This is a genomic window from Leifsonia sp. Y878, from assembly GCF_057669685.1.
Genome location: NZ_JBYHFS010000001.1, coordinates 303,437 through 320,672, shown reverse-complemented (window position 1 = coordinate 320,672; position 17,236 = coordinate 303,437). Strand labels below are relative to the sequence as shown.

The following is a 17,236-nucleotide window of genomic DNA, read 5'->3' as shown; positions in this document are numbered from 1 at the left end:
GCGTGCATGCTCCTCCGATTGAATCCCCGCGTCCCCGTTGTCTGGCGTACCCCTGACACGCTGCAGGTCGGCATCGATGCCCCGCTCGCGGTCATCGAAGCGACTACACCAGGGGTGGAACGCGTCATCGCAGCCCTCCGCGCCGGCGTGCCCTTGCCCGTCGCCGAGTATGTCTCAGAGGCAGGCGGCGCGACGCCGGCGGAGACAGCGGCGCTGTTGGCGAAGCTCAGCCCGGCGCTCCAGGACGAGCCGGCGTCGATCCTGTCGACGTTTCGTGTCGTCGTCGATGGCGATGCGCCGACCGCCGACCGGATCCGCGGACTCCTGCGCGAACTCGACTTCGAGGTCTTCGACGGCGCCAGCACCCGCAGGGACGATTCCGCAGACCTGGCGGTGATTGTCGGCTACTACGCGCTCCCACCTGTTCGGTACGGGCGATGGCTGCGGCGCGACGTTCCGCACCTGCCGGTTGTCTTCAGCGACGCCGAGATTCGCGTTGGCCCGCTCGTCGAGCCGGGGACGGGTCCGTGCCTCAGCTGCCTGGAGCTCAGTCGCATCGACGCCGATCCGGCCTGGCCGGCCATGGCAATTCAGCTGCTCGCACGGACGGCGCCCCCGGAGGACGTCGGCCAGCAGATCGAGGTGTCGGCGCTCGTCGCCGGATGGGTCACCGATCGCCTGGGTTCTGGGCGAGCGGGATCCGGAACCATGGCAGCGATCATTGCGACGTCGACGGGTGTTGTCACACCCCGCGAGCACCTGCCGCACGAGCGTTGCGGATGCCGATCTCTGCCAGGAACCGTGAGCGCTCCCGCGGCGAACGCTGCTGTCCCCCGGCCGACGCCCAGCTGAGCGTCAGTCGCTTGCGGGCGCGGGTGATTCCTACGTAAAGCAAGCGCCGTTCTTCGTCGATCTGCTCGAATGTGCTGGCGTAGCTGATCGGCACGAGCCCTTCGGCGAGACCGACCAGGAACACGGCGTCCCATTCGAGGCCCTTGGCGGAGTGCAGGGTGGCGAGCATGACAGCGGACACCGTCGGTTCGTGCTGGCCGGCCTGGCGCTCCATCAGCTCGTCGGTGAACTGCCGGAACGTCGTGCCGGCAGCAGCCTGGTCGACAAGTCCCATGATCGCGTTCAACGACTCCCAGCGATCCCGCACAGCGCCCCTGGCCTCTGGCGCCGTCTGGCTCCAGCCGAGCGAACGCAGCACGTCGCTCACTGACTTGAACAGCGGCTCTCCGACGATTGAAACGGATGCCGCGCGCAGCGACATCACCGCCTGCTTCACCTCTGGCAGGTCGAAGAACCGCTTCGAGCCGCGGATCTGGTAGCTGACGCCGACCTCGGTGAGAGCGGCCTCGATCAGGGCTGCCTGCACGTTGACGCGGTACAGCACCGCGATGTTCTCCGGACGGGTGCCTGCCTCCACCAGTTCGAGGACGCTCTGGGCGATGCCCCGTGCCTCTGAAATGTCAGAGGCGAACTCGCGGATGATCGGGTCTGGCCCCGGTTCCGTCACGGCGGCGTGCAGGGACAATGCGCCCGCGCGGCCCCGCATCAGCTGGTTCGCCGTCGACACGATGGCCGACGTCGAGCGATAGTTCTGTTCGAGCCGCACGACGGTGGCGTCTTCGTAGCGCTTGGGGAAGTCGAGCAGGTAGTCGCTGCGCGCCCCAGCGAAGGAGTAAATGGTCTGGCTGGCGTCACCGACGACACAGAGGTCTCGTCGATCGCCGAGCCACAACGACAGCAGGTTGTACTGGAGCGGAGAGACGTCCTGGAACTCGTCGACGACGAAGAACCGGTACTGCTCACGCACCTGCATGGCCACCGAGGGCTCTGATTCGATCATTCCGGCCATGGCGAGGAGCACGTCTTCGAAGTCGAGCTGCTTGCGCTCGTCTTTCAGCCGCTCGTAGGCCGTCTGCATCGACATGACCTGGTCGAGTGTCAACCGGCCAGGCAGGCTGCGCTTCGGCGACGCCGTGCCGTACTGCTCGATGCTGAGCCCGGAGACCTTGCGCCATTCAACCTCTGCTGCGAGGTCGCGGAGGGTGGCGGTGTCGAGGCGCAGTTTCAGTTGCTCAGCCGCGTGCCCGAGCAGGCGAGCCTTGCCGTCGAGCACTCGCGGGGTCTGGCCGCCGACAACGTGCGGCCAGAAATAGTTGAGCTGCGACAGCGCCGCGGAGTGGAAGGTTCGTGCGGCTACTCCCCCTGCGCCGAGCTGGCGTAACCGACCGCGCAGCTCTGCTGCGGAGCGGGCGGTGAAGGTGAGGGCCATGACGCGGTTCGGGGCATACGCTCCGGAGCGCACGCCGTATGCGATCCGGTGGGTGATGGCCCGCGTCTTGCCGGTGCCGGCGCCGGCCAGCATGCACACCGGTCCGATCAGTGCTTCAGCGGCTACGCGCTGTTGTTCGTCGAGTCCTGCCAGCAGAGAGTCGGTGGTCTGCAGCGTCATCGGGCGGTTCCGGCCGATGCCTGTGATGCAGTGGATGCCGGTGATGCAGTCGGCTCAAGCGGTTCGCCCAGCCAGTGTTCGATCATGGCCCGCGCAATCGATGATGTGCCCGGCAGCATGATGGCGTGCCGCTCAGCGAGCAACTCGGCTCGAGTGAACCAACGCAGGTCGAGGATTTCGTCGCCGTCAGGAACGAGCACCTGCGGGACATCCTCGTCGATGACCCGAGCGGTGAAACCGACCATCAGCGAGGCGGGGAACGGCCACGGCTGCGAACCCATGTAGGTGGGCTCGACGACGTTGAGACCTGACTCTTCGTGCATCTCGCGGATGACGGCGGCCTCCAGAGACTCCCCCGGCTCCGCGAAACCGGCGAGCAGCGAATAGCGGTTGTTCTCCCACATGGCGTTCGAACCGAGCAGGATGCGGTCGGCTGCGTCGGTGATCAGCACGATCACGGCTGGGTCTGTGCGCGGGAACACCTGGCCGCCGTCGACGGGACAGCGCCTCGTCCAGCCGGCGTCTTCGATGCGGGTCGCGGCTCCGCAGCGTGGGCAGTGCCGGTGAGACGCGTGCCAGTTCGTGACGGCCAGCGCTTCGGTGAAGGCTCCGACGTCGCGGTCTGACGCCGCGGTCGCCAGGTTTCGGAGCGTGCCCCAGCGCGCGGCGTCCGGGGCGAGTTCGGTGGCCGTGGCTTCGGAGAGTACGACGGCAACGAGCGATGTGCCGACGGGCTCTGCCGCGTGCTCATCGATCGAGCGGCCGAGGTAGAGGAGTGTCGACAGGTCGACGTCGAGGTCGGCCAGCGCGGTCGGCGGCAGCAACGCGAGCCGCGGAGCGGATTCCGCAGCATCCGCGGCGTCCACAGCGGCAACGTCAGCAGCGTCAACGTCGGCAGGAGCGGCAGACCCCGTCGGGCTGGACTGCAGGAGCGCGCTGCCGTGCGACAGGACGAGAACGCGAGTGGCGGCATCCGCCCACAGCGTCTTGAGCAGGTCAGGCCGAGCGCGACTGGCGTGATCCCGGTCGACAGCGTGACGGGAGAGTGGCAGTCCCGCTGTGAAACCGAACGACATGAAAACCTCTTCTTGCAGAGTGGATGAAACGCGGCAGGCCGCACCGCGAAAATCAAGTGTATGGGCGTGCCCTGTGGCGGCAGCTGTGAGCCGCGCAGAGCCAGTGAACGACACGGCATTCTGAACGCCGAATTCGAGGCGGGGCGTGGCGAACAACGAAGAGTTGGGCAAGTCGACCTAACCTAGTACTCATGGCCAGATCCCACCTCACTCTAGCCGCGTTGGCCACATCTGCAGTGCCTGGACTCAACGTCGTCCAGACTCAGAAGCACAGCCAGGGCGCGCACGGTTTGTTCGACTCAGCATTGGTCATCGGCAGCGATGGACAACAGCTCATCATTCGCGTTCCGGTCTCCCAGTCTGCTGAGACTGAGCAGTCCGCCGACCTCGTTGCCCTTCGCGCACTCACAATCGGCAACCGCAGCAGGCTGCCGTTCGACGTTCCCGAATACGTCGGCCAGGCGCCGGTCGGCAACACCCGTGCCATCGTCTACGAGCTGCTCCCCGGCGATTCATTCGAAGCGGATGCCCTCACAGGGCACGTGGGCGTCGCTGGCTCCATCGGACGCGCGATCGCCGCCATCCACTCGCTGCCTACCTCGTTCGTTGCCGCTGCTGGTCTCTCGCAGCACACCGCGCATGAGTGCCGCACGTCGACCATTGATCTGATTGATCGCGCCGCCGCGACCGGACACCTGCCGGCCGCGCTCCTCCGCCGCTGGGAACTGGCCACCGATGACGACGCGCTGTGGCAGTTCCAGCCGACGGTCATCCACGGTTCACTCACCGCCGATTCGCTCCTCATTTCAGACGATGCCGTTTCCGGTGTGCTCGGCTGGGCCGCGCTCACCGTCGGCGACCCCGCTCAAGACCTGCAGTGGCTCCTGGCTTCTCGCGGCGAAGCCTCTGAGACCGCCATCGCCGCCTACAACCAGTCGAGGCAGGGCAGCGACCAGCGCATCACGCAGCGCGCCATGCTGTACGCCGAGCTTGAGCTCGCCCGCTGGCTGCTGCACGGCACTGACACGAAAGACCAGTCGATCGTGGACGACGCCATCGAGATGCTCGACGGCCTCGTTGACACTGTGCACAGCCACACCACGAACCCGCTCTCCCCGACGACGGGCGCGATCCTGGAGGTCTCCGACGTGGAGGCCATTCTCGCCCAGACGCCGCGCACGCCGCCGAGCCGCGACACATCAGGCGTGATGAACACCGATTCGTACGAGTTCTCCGACCGCGACGACTCTGGATTCATGCCGTCAGATTTCTCCGACTCTGAGTTCGATCCTGAGTCGGCCACCCCACCGACGGATGCTATTGACACCGTTGCCGCTGCAACGTCAGACCCGTCTGAGACCGTCGCCTACACGGATGCTGAGCTGAGGATCGCGCTCGGCGCCACCGACTCACGCACCGACGACCAGGCCTCAACCAGGTCGTCCTCGGAGTAAAGCCGGTCTGGGGCCACGATCGTGTCGTCGGCGACGAAGTAGAACACGGCGTCGACGACATCCGGATCAATGCCCTTCCAGCGCGCATAGGCGAGCCGGTAGAGCGCGAGCTGGGTCTGCTTGAGTTCGAGGTCTGCCGCGTTCTTCGGCGCCTTGCCGGTTTTCCAGTCCACAACCTGGAATCCGGTCGGCGTGCGATACACCGCGTCGAGCTTGCAGATGAACACCTGCCCCGCCATCACGTGGTGGATCTCGATCTCCACCTCTTCCGGCTTCTGGTCGGCCCACTGCGAACGTTCGAACGTCGCCTTGAATTCGGCGAATCGCTGCATTTCGGCAGAGTCGTCAGCGCCGGCGGCGTCTGAGCCGGTGTCGATATCAGTGTCGATGTCGGTGTCGACATCGATGTCCCAGCCGAGCATGCCGGCGTCGATCAGGTCGCCGGAGAAGCCACCGCCCGACCTCTGCTCAACCCAGCTGTGGAACAGCGTGCCGAGTCGAGTGGCCCGGTATGGCTTCTGCGGCATCGGCCGACGAAGCCCGGCTGCGACCGCGTGCGGGTCGTCGACATAGTCCTTGAACCGCGATGCAGGGATGCGGGTCGGCAGCTGCGTGACTCCCCCGTCTGCCTGCCGCACCGCTCGTTCGCGCAGCAGCAGCGTGACGTCGTCTGACCAGGGCGAGCCGGCGTCGGATGCCGGGCCGTTGGACAGTGCGTCGGCCAATTCCGGGTCGACAAGCACTGCGTCGACCAGTTCTGCGTCGACGGTCATCGCATCGGTGGTCTCCGCTTCAGCTGTCTCCGCATCGATGCTTTCGGCCGCGCGTCGCACCAGTGCCGCGGCTGCCTCGACGACAGGTCGGCGGGTGCCCAGCGGATCGAATGGCCAGACCTCACTGCCCGCACCACCGAATTCGGGCTTTTCTTCCAGTGTCGTCTCCTGTTGGAGCTCGGTGATGAGACCGGCCTCTGCGAGTTCGACGAGGTAGCGGCTGGGCTTTCGCGCCAGCTTGCCACTGGCCCAGAACGATCCGGTCAGCAGCAGTTCATCCTGGGCGCGTGTCGTCGCCACGTAGATGAGGCGGCGTTCTTCGGCGTGGTGCCTGGCACCGATCTCAACCTTGTACGCGGCGAATTCGTCGTCGAATTCCTTCTGGCTGTCGTGGCCGACCCAGCGAAGCTGGGGTAGTTCATCCCTGTCACCCCTGCATGGGTATGGGAGTTCACCGAACCGCAGCCAGCCGGCGCCCTCCTTGGCTTTTGCGGGCAGCGAGTTCTCAACCAGTGACGGAATCGCCACGTAGTCCCACTCGAGTCCTTTGGAGCCGTGGATGGTGAGCAGCTGCACGGTGCCTGGCTCAGAGGGCTCCGTGCGCGGGCCGAGGTCGTCCTGGCGCTCTGCGCGTTTCAGCCAACGCAGGAAGCTGCTGAGCGTGCCGTGCTCGTCGCTGTCGAGGAAGGCAGACACGGCGTCATGGAATGCATACAGGTTGGCGAGCCCGTGCCCCCTGGTTTCATTGGCGACGAGTTCGATGTCAAGCATCAGTTCCTGCTCGATGAGGCGCACGAAGTCGAGCAGCGGCAGCCCGGCCCGTGACCGGAACCAGGCGAGCTGATGCCCGGCTTCCCTGATGCGGGCCAGTCCCTCATCGCTGAACCCTTCCAGCCAGCGGTGCCCGGCGGGCGCTGTCGCCACGAAGTCGAGTGCGTCAACCAGCGAGCTCGTTTCCTCGCCAGCGACCGATGCGCGCAGCTTGTCTTTGAGCTCGGCGCTGACGGCGCGTTGCGCCCAGTCGTGGGTGGCCAGTTCCCTCGCCACATCGGAGAGGGCATGCAGGTCGCGGGGTCCGATCCGCCAGCGACCCCCGGTCAGCAGCCTGATGAGCTCTGAGCCTGCGGCCGGGTCCTGCACGACCCGCAGGACGCTGACGACGTCGGAGACTTCCGGCGTCGACAGCAGGCCGCCGAGTCCGAGCACGTGCGCCTTGACGCCGTGTTCGCGCAGCACCTCGGCGAAGAATTCCATATCGCGCCTGGCGCGAAACAGCATGGCAGCTGTCTTGTCTGTACCGGCGGTGAGCCGGGTGGCAAACCAGCGGGCAACGGCGGATGCCTCATCGGCGTTCGTCTCCAGCATGCCGCCGGAGACGCTCCCCTGCGCCTTGCCGGCCGGAACCTTGAGCGTGTCGACCTGGATCCCGTTCGGCTTCGCCCGAAGCGCATCACTCAGCGGTGCGACGAGCTCGTTGGCCACGCCGAGCACGGCGACCGGATTGCGCCAGGTGTACGAGAGCGACATGGCAGGCGCTTCGGCGTTCGTGCGGTCGGCGAAGTCACGGGAGAAGCCGAGCAGGTTGGCTGAACTAGCGCCGCGCCATCCGTAAATGGACTGGTGAGGGTCGCCGACGGCCATCACCGGGTGGTGGGCGAACAGCGTGCGCAGGAGTTCGGTCTGCAGCACGGACGTGTCCTGGTACTCGTCCAGCAGCACGATCCGGTACTGGTCGCGTGCCCTGTCGACGATGGAGGGAATCCGCTGTGCCAGCTGCAGGGCCAGCGCCACCTGGTCGGAGAACTCGATCAGGCCGAGGCGACGCTTTTCGTCTTGATAATGACCGGCCAACTCGGCCAGCACAGGAAGTGGGCCTACCGCGGCAAGCGCATCGACGACGGAGTCATACGGCTTGGACTTTCGCGCCGAACCGTATGGCAGGTCGGCGAGATAGCCGAACCCGTCGGCGAGGGCAGCGAGGTCGTGCGAACCGGTGGCAGCGCCGCTCGTGGCCTGTGGCGGATTCTCCGCGAGCATCCGACTGAGCTGCAGGACGGCATCCGTCACCTCATCGACCTTCTTGCCGTACGACACCAGCCGGTCGTCGCCGTGGTCGATGACCACTCGGCGAGCCAGCAGCCAGGCTGACGTGTCGGTGAGCAGCGCGGACTCAGGCTCGCGACCGAGCAGTAGCGCGTTATCGCTGAACAGTCGGCTGGCGAATGAGTTGTACGTCGAGACCGTGGGGGTGTTGAAGAGATCGGATGCCGTGTTCACGTCGGCGACGCTGCCGGCGACGCCGTCGGCTGCCCCGTTGGCTGGGCCGTTGGCGTCGGCGCGCTGCCCCGGAAGCAGACCCGCCTCGTCGAGCTCACCGATTCGCTTGTTGATGCGCGTGGCCAGCTCTCCGGCGGCCTTCCGGGTGAAGGTGAGGCCGAGTACCTGATCTGGCCGTGCATGCCCGTTGGCGAGCAACCAGAGCACGCGGTTCGCCATGGTCTCCGTCTTGCCGCTGCCTGCACCGGCCACAACGAGCGTCGGGGCGAGCGGCGCCTGGATGACCTCCTGCTGCTCGATGGTCGGCGTCGGCATCTCCAACGCTTCGGCGATGGTGACGGCGGAGATGGAGCGCACGGGCGCGCTCATGAACTGACCTGCTTCACCACGTGAAGGCGGCAGGAGCCGAACGACCACGGGTCGAGGCAGTGATTGGCGATTTCGGCGACGAACACGGCGTCTCCCATTCCTTCGGCGTCGTGCAGCACTCGTTGCCGGAACTCGGCGAGCTCTTCTGGCGTGAACGCCTTCTGCGTTGGATTGCGATAGTTCTGCTTGACCGTGCCGGAGGACACGATGGCCAGCCGGGCACCGGCCAGCTCAGACCCCTCAGGAACGCCGGAGATCTGGCCGTCGTGGAAGGCGAGCTGGTACGCACCAAGCTGCGGGTGGTCGACAACGCCCGCATCGTTGATCGGGTCGCCCTTGCCCGTCTTCAGGTCAACGATCAGTGCACGGCCATCGGACAGCTGCTCGACCCTGTCGACGGTTCCGGAAAGGATTGCGCCACCGACATCGAACGCGAATCGTCCTTCGGCGCTCAGCAACTCCGATCCGTCGCGGGTGAAATCGCCGAGGTACGACGCCAACCTGTCGGTGAGCCTGCGTGCTTCCTTCTTCTGTACCTCTGACTGCCAGGGGGCGTCGAAGACGAGTTCGCCCCAGCGAGACTCAACACCGGCCCACAGCGCTTCGGAGCTGAAAGCAGCGGAGCCCGAGATGCTGGGGGCTGTTGCCGGGTCTGTCACAGCCAGGCTGGCCTCTTCCATCACAGAGTGGATGATGGTGCCGAGGTTCGCAGCGGTGTTGCTGGTTCCGCCGCCTACCTGGTCGATGAGCCAGTGCAGCGGGCACGTCTCGAACGATTTCATCTTCGACGGCGACACTCGCACCAGGCCGTCGCCGGCCTCTGGATCGTTGAGTGGTCTGGTAGTGCTCAACACGCTCATGCCGTACCACTCAGACGCATCGGCGCCGACGACGCCCTCGGACGCGAGCCTGGCCAGGGTGGCAGCGGCGTCGAGCGCCCTGGTCGGATACGCGGTGGCCTGCGTGCCAATCGACGGCTTGATCGACGTGGTGAGGTCGCGCCGGAGCCGACCGACCATGCCCCGCAGCGACAGCGGATAGCGGCCGACCGCGACGGGGTCTGGCTCTGGCAGCATCCGGAAGAAGGCGGATGGCTGGCTGTCTTCATCATTGACGGCCGTGACGAGCACCTCGTGAGTGGACCGTGATAGCGCCTGGGCGAACATCCGCAGCTCGTCGTGCAGCACCTGCGCGCGGGCATCGACGTCGACCTCGTCCCTGAGCACCGCGGCGAGGTCGCCTGCGCCGAGCAATGACCCGCGGATACGGAGGTCTGGCCAGACGTTGTCCTGCACGCCAGCCAGCACCACCACCTGGAAATCGGTGCCGATCGTGCCAGGCGGGGTCGAGACGACGACCGCGTCAGAGAGAGCGCGGGGCGCGAGGGTGTCTTCCGGCACATCGGAATCGACGAGGTGCTCGAGGAACAGCACCGGCGGCATGCCGGGTGTGCGCTCCACGAATCGCTGCGCCGCAGAGAACAGGGCGACGACGGCGTCGAGGTTGTGGTTGGCCTCCTCGGCCACGATGCCCATGCCCTTCGACTGCTCGAACCAGATGTCGGCCAAACCGCTGCGCGACCACAGGCCCCACAGCAGTTCTTCGATCGTCGCGCCGGCTGCGTGGTCAGCGGATGCCTCGCGCAGGCTCGCAGCGAACGCCTTGGCTTTTCTGGCCACCCTGGTGTCGATCTCGTCCAGGGAGTCAGGACTGCGCAGCGCCTCGACGAGGAGTTCCTCTGCGCTGCGATCACCGTCGGCGGTCAGCTCCTGCTGGCGGAGGGCGGCCCGCAGCCGCCGGAGCGCGATCGGGTCGAGCCCGGCCAGGGGGCCGTTCAACAGCTCCATGGCCGTCGGGCCGTCGAGGCTGCGCCTCCCAAGCGTGACGTCGAGCGCAACGATGAACGCCCGCACGGCGAACTCGTCGCGCAGGGCAACGGTTGCCGATGAGACGCTCGTCGGCACTTCGAGCGAGGCGAGGCCCTTCGACAGCGACGGCACCAGTGACCCGCTGCGCACGATGACGGCCATCCGTCCCCACGGCACCCCGTCGATGACGTGGCGTTCGCGAAGTCGCCGTGCGATGACGGCGAGCTGTTCGGCTGGACTGGCCGCGATGACCGTGTCGACGATCCCAGTGATGGCAATCTCGTCGCTGCCGATCCCGTTGCTCGTGATCCCGTCGCCAGTGATCACGTCGCCGGCAATCTCGTCACCGGCATCCGGGACACCGAGGCTTTCGATGAGGCTGGCATGGCCGCCGGCACCAGCCAGCCGCGCTTTGCGTTGCAGGCCGGCGCTTGCCGTGCCGATTCTGCTGCTGGCTTCGATCACGGCCGCCCGTACTGCGGCGCCGTGCCGATAGACCGTGTCGAGATAGAAGGTACGAACGGGTGGAGTGCCGAGGTATGAGCCGAGCCTGCCGAGGGAGTCAGGGTGCGCTCCCCTGAACGATCCTGTGCTGAGATCGGGGTCACCGAGCGCGATGATGGCAACGCCCCGTGCGGCGAACTGGGCCAGCAGGGTGAGCGTGGCCTGGGTGGCTTCCTGAGCGTCGTCGAGCAGGATGAGGCGCACAGCGGCAAGCGGGCCGAGGGCGTCGATTTCGCTCTCCGTGCCGCCGAATCCCCCGAGTCCGCCGAACCTGCCCGATCCACCGGGGATCGACTGTGGTGCCGCCCTGACCAGCGCTGCAGCGTACTGGGCGAGCTCTGTGGAGTCGTACTGGTTCGGCCGAGCGAGATCTTTCACTTCTTCGTAGCCGCGGATGAACTCGGCAGCGGCGACCCACTCTGGCCTGTCGTGTGCCATGCCAAGGCGAGCGAGGGCATCCGCTGTGACGCCGTATTCGACGGCGCGCATCATGAGGTCGCGAAGTTCGGTACGGAATCCGCGCAGGCTGCGAACGTCGGGGCCGAGCGGACTCGGCCAGGCAGGGCCTGTTCCCTCGTCGATGTCGCCCTGGAGCAGTTCGGCGATGATTTTGTCTTGCTCGCCTCCGGTGAGAAGCGTTGGGGCCGTCTCGCCCGCCGTCGTTGCAGCGTTACGCACGATCTGGAAGGCAACCGAGTTGGGCGTGCGAGCCAGCGGACCGTTGGTTGGCACGCCGAGCCGCAGCGCGATCGTGTCGCGGAGGGCTGTCGCGCCGGTGCGGGTCGGCACAAGGGCAAGCACCTCGCTCGGCGAGTAGCCACGCCCGAGCACGCGCTCGGCGATGATCTCGAGCATGGTCGTCGTCTTGCCGGTACCTGCTGCCCCGATGACCGCTGCAGACTCGCCGTCTGCCAGGTCAAGAATCGCGCGCTGCGTGGGGTCGAGAGTGGTCGTTGCCCGTGTGTCGGGGCTGAGCTCGAGTTCCGGGTTGATCACAATTCAACGCTAGCGGGTTGCGCCGACAGTGAACTGTGTCGGACGGCTTCGGCGGTTTGCCGTAATCTGGGCGAGTAGTCAACGAAAGGCGCAACTGGTGGAAATCCGCATTGGCATCTTCAACTCTCCCCGTGAGATCGGTTTCGAGACGTCGCTGCCCGCGACTGAGGTCGAAGAGGCGGTTGCTGCCGCTCTTGCCGGCAAGACCGGCTACCTGAAGCTCTCCGACGATAAGGGCAAGCTCTACATCGTTCCGACCAACGGCCTGGCATACGTCGAGGTGGGCTCTGAGACGTCCCGCCGCGTCGGTTTCGTCGCCTAAGTTCGATGGAACTCCTCTTCGTCGCCCTCGGTGGCGCCATCCTGGGGCTCTCTGCACGGTACGTCCTTCCGCGTCGCCGCACACACGGTGTCGTGTTGGTGCCGGCGATCGGCACGGCCGTGGCATCCGTTGCCTGGGTCGTACTGACGTGGCTCGGCTGGGCGTGGGACGGCGGCTGGATCTGGTGGGTCTCACTCGGACTCGCGCTCATCGTGTCGTTCGGCGTCGACATCGTGCTGTCGAAGAAGCGCGCAGAGGGCGATGAGCAGCTGCTGCACACGCTCATTCGCACGGGCGTACAGACCAACTCCTAGGTCGTAGCGCGGTCACCCTTGATCGCTCTGCTCTGCTCTGCTCTGCTCTGCTCTGCTCTGCTCGAGAGTCGCCGTTTCCGCCGAGAATCGCCGTTGTAACGGCGACTTTCGGGCGTAACGGCGACACTCGGCGAGCGGATGCTTGTGCTCACCGTCACAGGTCGGCATGAAGGTCTCGAGACGCTCGCTGGCGCTCGCTCCTCGACCAGCGGGGAGGCGCGGCCTTGGCGTCAGAGCGTCAGAGCGCTGCGCCCCTAAGCCGTCAGGCCGACGGCATCCATTCGGCGCGTGTGCGCCGCGATCATCTCGGTGAACACCGGCTCGATGCGGGACTCGTCCTGCGTCAGATCGCCGGACACCTGCATGGCGGAACGCGCGATCAGCAGGGTGTCGCCGACGAGTCGTCGACCCCACATGGCCAGGCGCGATCCCAGCTGGGGGTCGGCTTCGATGCCGGCGGTGATTTCGCGCACCAGGACGTCGGTGGCGGCATCCGCTGACAGGATGTGCGCAACCTTGGAGGCGAGGTCACCGGGCAAGCCGGCGGCGAGGCTCACGAAAAAGTCTTCGAGCAGGCCGGTCGTCAGGTAGCAGCTGAGCAGCAGTTCATACCAGTCGGCGCCGTGCGTCGCCTGGCGATAACGGTCGAGCCTGTCGGCGAACGGAGCCATCACCTCTGCCGGTTCGCTGTCGCGACGGCGGATCTCCGCGATCAACGCGTGATGCTTCGTCAACGCTCCGCCTGCCGCAAGGCTCAAGCCTTCTTTGGCGTGCAGGTTGGGGGCACCGGCCACAGCCATGGCAAGACTTTCGAAGATGCCGAGCTCGACATATGCGGCCTGGCCGAGAGCCGACAGTGGGGCAGGCGTCAGCTGGGAGATGTCGACCTTCGTCGTCGACAGCTCACTCCGGCGGGGCTTCAGCCGCGGGAGTTCTGTGCGCTTTTCGCGCCCACCTAACCACGAGATCACGACATCAGCTTAGGACACGCCAGCGGGCACGCCGGGCGGCACAGGCTGCTCCAAGGCGCGGTCCGGTAAGCTGGAGGGAAGGTTACCGGCGATGGATCGGTAACATTGCGCCTGAGAGCGATGACAGGCGCATCTCTCTTCTACGCATTGACAGGCATACATTCGTGACTTTCTCCGAACTTAATATTGACCAGGACATGGTCGACGCTCTCGCCGAAAAAGGCATTGTCGAACCATTCCCCATCCAGACACAGACCATCCCGCTGGCACTCGCCGGGCAGGACATCATTGGTCAGGCCAAGACAGGAACCGGTAAGACTTTCGGTTTCGGCCTTCCCCTGATCCAGCGCCTCGGCTTGAACCCAGAGCCCGGCGTACAGGCACTCGTTGTGGTTCCGACCCGCGAACTGTGCGTCCAGGTGAGCGAAGACCTCGCACTGGCCACCAAGAACCGCGACACCAAGATCGTGTCGATCTACGGCGGCAAGGCATACGAAGGCCAGATCGAGCAGCTGAAGGCCGGCGCCCAGATCGTCGTCGGCACGCCTGGTCGTCTCCTCGACCTCGCCAGCCAGCGTCTGCTGAACCTCAAGAACGTGCGCGAAATGGTGCTCGATGAGGCCGACAAGATGCTCGACCTCGGCTTCCTCGCCGACATCGAGAAGCTGTTCGCCCAGACTCCCGCTGTGCGCCACACCATGTTGTTCTCCGCGACCATGCCTGGCCCGATCGTGGCCCTCGCACGTCGCTTCATGACCAAGCCGATCCACATCCGTGCGACCGACCCCGATGAGGGCCTCACGCAGGCCAACATCGAGCACCTCGTGTACCGCGCTCACAACATGGACAAAGACGAAGTCATCGGCCGCATCCTGATGGCTGAAGGCCGCGGCAAGACCGTGATCTTCACCCGCACCAAGCGTGCGGCAGCCAAGCTCGTCGAAGAACTCGGCGACCGCGGCTTCAACGCGACGGCCGTGCACGGTGACCTCAACCAGGACCAGCGCGAGCGCGCCATGGCCTCGTTCAAGGCCGGCAAGAAAGACATCCTCATTGCAACGGATGTCGCTGCTCGCGGTATCGACGTCGACGACGTCACCCACGTGATCAACCACACCATCCCCGAAGACGAGAAGGCGTACCTGCACCGCGTCGGCCGTACCGGACGCGCAGGCAAGACCGGCATCGCCGTCACCTTCGTTGACTGGGACGACCTGCACAAGTGGGCCCTGATCAACAAGGCACTGGAGTTCGGCCAGCCGGAACCCACAGAGACATACTCGTCGTCACCGCACCTCTACTCCGACCTCAACATCCCCACGGGGTCAAAGGGTCGTCTGCGCGCATCGCCGCCCAAGGAAGGTGCCCCGTCAACGGGCGGACGCTCCGGTGACCGCTCAGGCTCTGACCGTGCTGGCTCCGGCCGCGCCGGCCAGGGTTCTGCGAGGTCGGCTTCTGCCCGCTCAGGCTCGCCGCGATCTGGTTCACGCTCAGGCTCGAACTCGGGCTCACGCACCGACTCGTCTGCCGGTTCAACGCCCATCTCGAGTGAGACCATCGGCGAGGGCGCTGCCACACGCACCGGGCAGCGCACGCGCACCCGTACCCGCGTGAGCACCACCACCAACCCAGACGCGCCTGTGGCCACCCCGGCTGCCGGAACCCACGACGGTGGCGGAGTAGAGCACCACGACGGCAACAGCGCACCGCGCCGTCGCAGCCGTTCACGTCGCCGTTCACCGCAGGCCACGGGCGACACCCAGGCCTAAGCGTTTACAGCACTAGCCGTATACCGGCTCGGCGCCCGTCGCCTGCTCGATGATCTTCTCGAGCACGTCGGGCGCCGTTGTGTTTTCCCCGAGACGATTCGGTTTGCCAGAGCCGTGGTAATCGCTCGACCCGGTGATCTCCAGGCCATACGTCGCCGCAAGCACGCGAAGCCGCGCCGTTGCGTCTGGCTTGTTTTCCCTGTGGTCAAGCTCAAGACCGAACAGCCCTGCGTCGACAAGCTTCGCGAGCCTGGCCTCAGGCACGACGTCGGCGACACTGCGGGTGGCGGGATGCGCAAGCACCGGCACTCCCCCAGCCGCCCGCACCATGGTGACGGCATCGAGCGGATCCGGCGCATAGTGCGGCTGATAGTAGCCGGCCTTCCAGTGCAGAATGCCCGCGAAGGCCTCACTGCGCGTGAGCGCGTGTCCGCGGGCGACGAGAGCGTCGGCGATGTGCGGGCGTCCGATCGTGCCGCCATCCGTTGATTGCGCCAGCACGTCATCCCAGCTGAGTTCGTAGTCCTCCCCGATCCGATTGACCATCTGCTCCGCTCTCACGAGACGTGCGTGGCGAATCCGAGCGGTCTCTGCGACGAGCGCCGCATTGGTCGGGTCGAACAGGTAGACGAGCAGGTGCACGCTGGCGTAGTTGACGCGGGTGCTGAGTTCCATGCCTGGGATGAGCGTGAGACCGGTTCCGAGCGTTGCTGCAGTGGCTTCAGCCCACCCAGCCGTCGAGTCATGGTCGGTGAGCGCAACGGTGCCGAGTCCGGCAGCTTTCGCCGCCCTGATCAGCTGCGCTGGTGACTCTGTGCCATCGGAGACACTCGAGTGCGTGTGCAAGTCGATGGGAGTGCGAAAACGCCAGTCAACTGCCATCCCCCCATGCTAGTTGCGATTGTCGAAGCCCCCGTGGGATGGCAATCACACACGCCGCAGTACAAGGGGCCAGCCAGGGCATCCAGCAGGAGAATTCAGCGAGCAATTCTGCGGACAGAGCCAGAAAAACTCCAGTCTCGTCGCCTACTCTTGTGGAGTCATGATCTTCCGTCTGCTCAACACCCTCATCGTTCTGGCTGTGGCTGTCGGGCTCCTGATCCTCACCTGGCCCCAGCTCTTCGATCTGCAGAACAGCTGGCTCGTCGCGCAGGCGGTCTCCCTCAGGGGGCTGGGCATCGCCGTCGCCTGCGCCTCGATCGTCGTGCTGCTCATGATCCGCCTCATCCCCCCGTTCCGCGCGTTGGCCGGAACGCTCGCCGCCCTCATGCTCGTGTTCGCCGTGGCGAACGGCGTGATTCTCGGCGTCCGTGGTTTTGACTCCGCCGCGGCCCCTGTCGCCACAGAGTCTGCGAGCGAGCTCACCGTGCTGAGCTGGAACACGCTCGGAGACGCGCCGGGGGCAGCCGTCATCGCCGAGCTCGCGATCGCAGAGGGCGCCGATATCGTTGCCCTGCCAGAGACAACGGAGATCACCGGCACGGCCGTTGCCGATGCCATGGCGCAGGCCGGCACCCCCATGCAGGTGTTCACCGTGGCATTCGACCTCGTCTCGAAGGCCAGGTCGACGACGCTGCTGGTCAGTTCAGCGCTGGGCGAATACACACTGAGCAACAGCCAGGCGCCCGGCGCCCCAGGCAACACCGCCGTGCTGCCGACCGTGGTCGCCAGCCCCGTGAGCGGAAGCGGGCCCACCCTCGTTGCCGTGCACAGCGTCGCACCGGTCGAGGAGGAGATGGCCAACTGGCGCGTCGACCTCGACTGGCTCGCCACCCAGTGCCAGGGAGCGGATGTCATCATGGCCGGCGATTTCAACGCGACGGTTGACCACATGGCCGGGCGTGGGGCATCCGCTTCTGTGTTGTCGGATACGGTGCTTGGCAACTGTCGTGATGCCGGCGTGCAGACCGACTCAGCCGGAATCGGCACCTGGCCTGCCACCGCACCCGCCGTGCTCGGCACCCCAATCGACCACGTGCTGGCCACGGAAAACTGGACTTTCGACAGCTTGAGTGTCATCCGCACCCAGGATGACGCGGGGAGCGACCACCGCCCGATCGTCGCCAGAATGAGAGAATAACA

Annotated in this window: 12 protein-coding genes; 6 read left to right on the top strand and 6 right to left on the bottom strand. The window is 66.0% G+C overall.

The window, feature by feature from the left end; genetic code table 11:
* The first annotated feature begins 6 nt into the window (after positions 1–6).
* Positions 7–852: a TOMM precursor leader peptide-binding protein gene (locus AC25Y4_RS01430; protein ID WP_488118586.1), complete on the top strand. Its 846-nt coding sequence runs from the start codon at positions 7–9 to the stop codon at positions 850–852.
* Here AC25Y4_RS01430 and AC25Y4_RS01425 read toward each other — a convergent pair.
* On the bottom strand, positions 743–2,461 hold the full coding sequence (locus AC25Y4_RS01425) for an ATP-dependent helicase (protein WP_488118585.1): 1,719 nt from the start codon (positions 2,459–2,461) through the stop codon (positions 743–745). The two genes, AC25Y4_RS01430 and AC25Y4_RS01425, sit on opposite strands and share 110 nt — an antisense overlap.
* Positions 2,458–3,537 carry an NAD(+) diphosphatase gene (gene nudC / locus AC25Y4_RS01420; protein WP_488118584.1) on the bottom strand — a complete coding sequence of 360 codons (1,080 nt, stop codon included), beginning with the start codon at positions 3,535–3,537 and terminating at the stop codon, positions 2,458–2,460. The genes AC25Y4_RS01425 and nudC overlap by 4 nt, the downstream gene beginning before the upstream one ends.
* A gap of 191 nt (positions 3,538–3,728) precedes the next feature.
* Here nudC and AC25Y4_RS01415 point away from each other — a divergent pair, with 191 nt between their 5' ends.
* Positions 3,729–4,991 carry a phosphotransferase gene (locus tag AC25Y4_RS01415; protein WP_488118583.1) on the top strand — a complete coding sequence of 421 codons (1,263 nt, stop codon included), beginning with the start codon at positions 3,729–3,731 and terminating at the stop codon, positions 4,989–4,991.
* On the opposite strand, the gene AC25Y4_RS01410 is transcribed toward AC25Y4_RS01415, so the two are convergent.
* Positions 4,904–8,410 carry an ATP-dependent helicase gene (locus tag AC25Y4_RS01410; protein ID WP_488118582.1) on the bottom strand — a complete coding sequence of 1,169 codons (3,507 nt, stop codon included), beginning with the start codon at positions 8,408–8,410 and terminating at the stop codon, positions 4,904–4,906. The two genes, AC25Y4_RS01415 and AC25Y4_RS01410, sit on opposite strands and share 88 nt — an antisense overlap.
* Positions 8,407–11,778: an ATP-dependent helicase gene (locus tag AC25Y4_RS01405; RefSeq protein ID WP_488118581.1), complete on the bottom strand. Its 3,372-nt coding sequence runs from the start codon at positions 11,776–11,778 to the stop codon at positions 8,407–8,409. Before AC25Y4_RS01405 ends, AC25Y4_RS01410 begins: the two co-directional genes overlap by 4 nt.
* Before the next feature lie 97 nt (positions 11,779–11,875).
* On the opposite strand from AC25Y4_RS01405, the gene AC25Y4_RS01400 reads away from it, so the two are divergent.
* Positions 11,876–12,100 (top strand): DUF3107 domain-containing protein, encoded by a 225-nt coding sequence (locus AC25Y4_RS01400; RefSeq protein WP_488118580.1) that lies wholly within the window; start codon positions 11,876–11,878, stop codon positions 12,098–12,100.
* A 5-nt stretch (positions 12,101–12,105) separates the two neighbouring features.
* Positions 12,106–12,414, top strand: coding sequence for a hypothetical protein (locus AC25Y4_RS01395; RefSeq protein ID WP_488118579.1), 309 nt, complete (start codon positions 12,106–12,108; stop codon positions 12,412–12,414).
* 254 nt (positions 12,415–12,668) lie between these two features.
* Here the strand turns inward: AC25Y4_RS01395 and AC25Y4_RS01390 are convergent, their stop codons facing one another.
* Positions 12,669–13,385: a ferritin-like fold-containing protein gene (locus tag AC25Y4_RS01390; RefSeq protein WP_488118578.1), complete on the bottom strand. Its 717-nt coding sequence runs from the start codon at positions 13,383–13,385 to the stop codon at positions 12,669–12,671.
* A 164-nt stretch (positions 13,386–13,549) separates the two neighbouring features.
* Here AC25Y4_RS01390 and AC25Y4_RS01385 point away from each other — a divergent pair, with 164 nt between their 5' ends.
* The gene (locus AC25Y4_RS01385) at positions 13,550–15,154 is read left to right on the top strand and encodes a DEAD/DEAH box helicase (protein ID WP_488118577.1); all 1,605 of its coding nucleotides are present in this window, start codon (positions 13,550–13,552) and stop codon (positions 15,152–15,154) included.
* A 12-nt stretch (positions 15,155–15,166) separates the two neighbouring features.
* Here the strand turns inward: AC25Y4_RS01385 and AC25Y4_RS01380 are convergent, their stop codons facing one another.
* The gene (locus AC25Y4_RS01380; protein WP_488118576.1) at positions 15,167–16,036 is read right to left on the bottom strand and encodes a PHP domain-containing protein; all 870 of its coding nucleotides are present in this window, start codon (positions 16,034–16,036) and stop codon (positions 15,167–15,169) included.
* A 160-nt stretch (positions 16,037–16,196) separates the two neighbouring features.
* Between AC25Y4_RS01380 and AC25Y4_RS01375 the strand changes: the two genes are divergently transcribed.
* Positions 16,197–17,234: an endonuclease/exonuclease/phosphatase family protein gene (locus tag AC25Y4_RS01375; protein WP_488118575.1), complete on the top strand. Its 1,038-nt coding sequence runs from the start codon at positions 16,197–16,199 to the stop codon at positions 17,232–17,234.
* Positions 17,235–17,236: the final 2 nt, after the last annotated feature.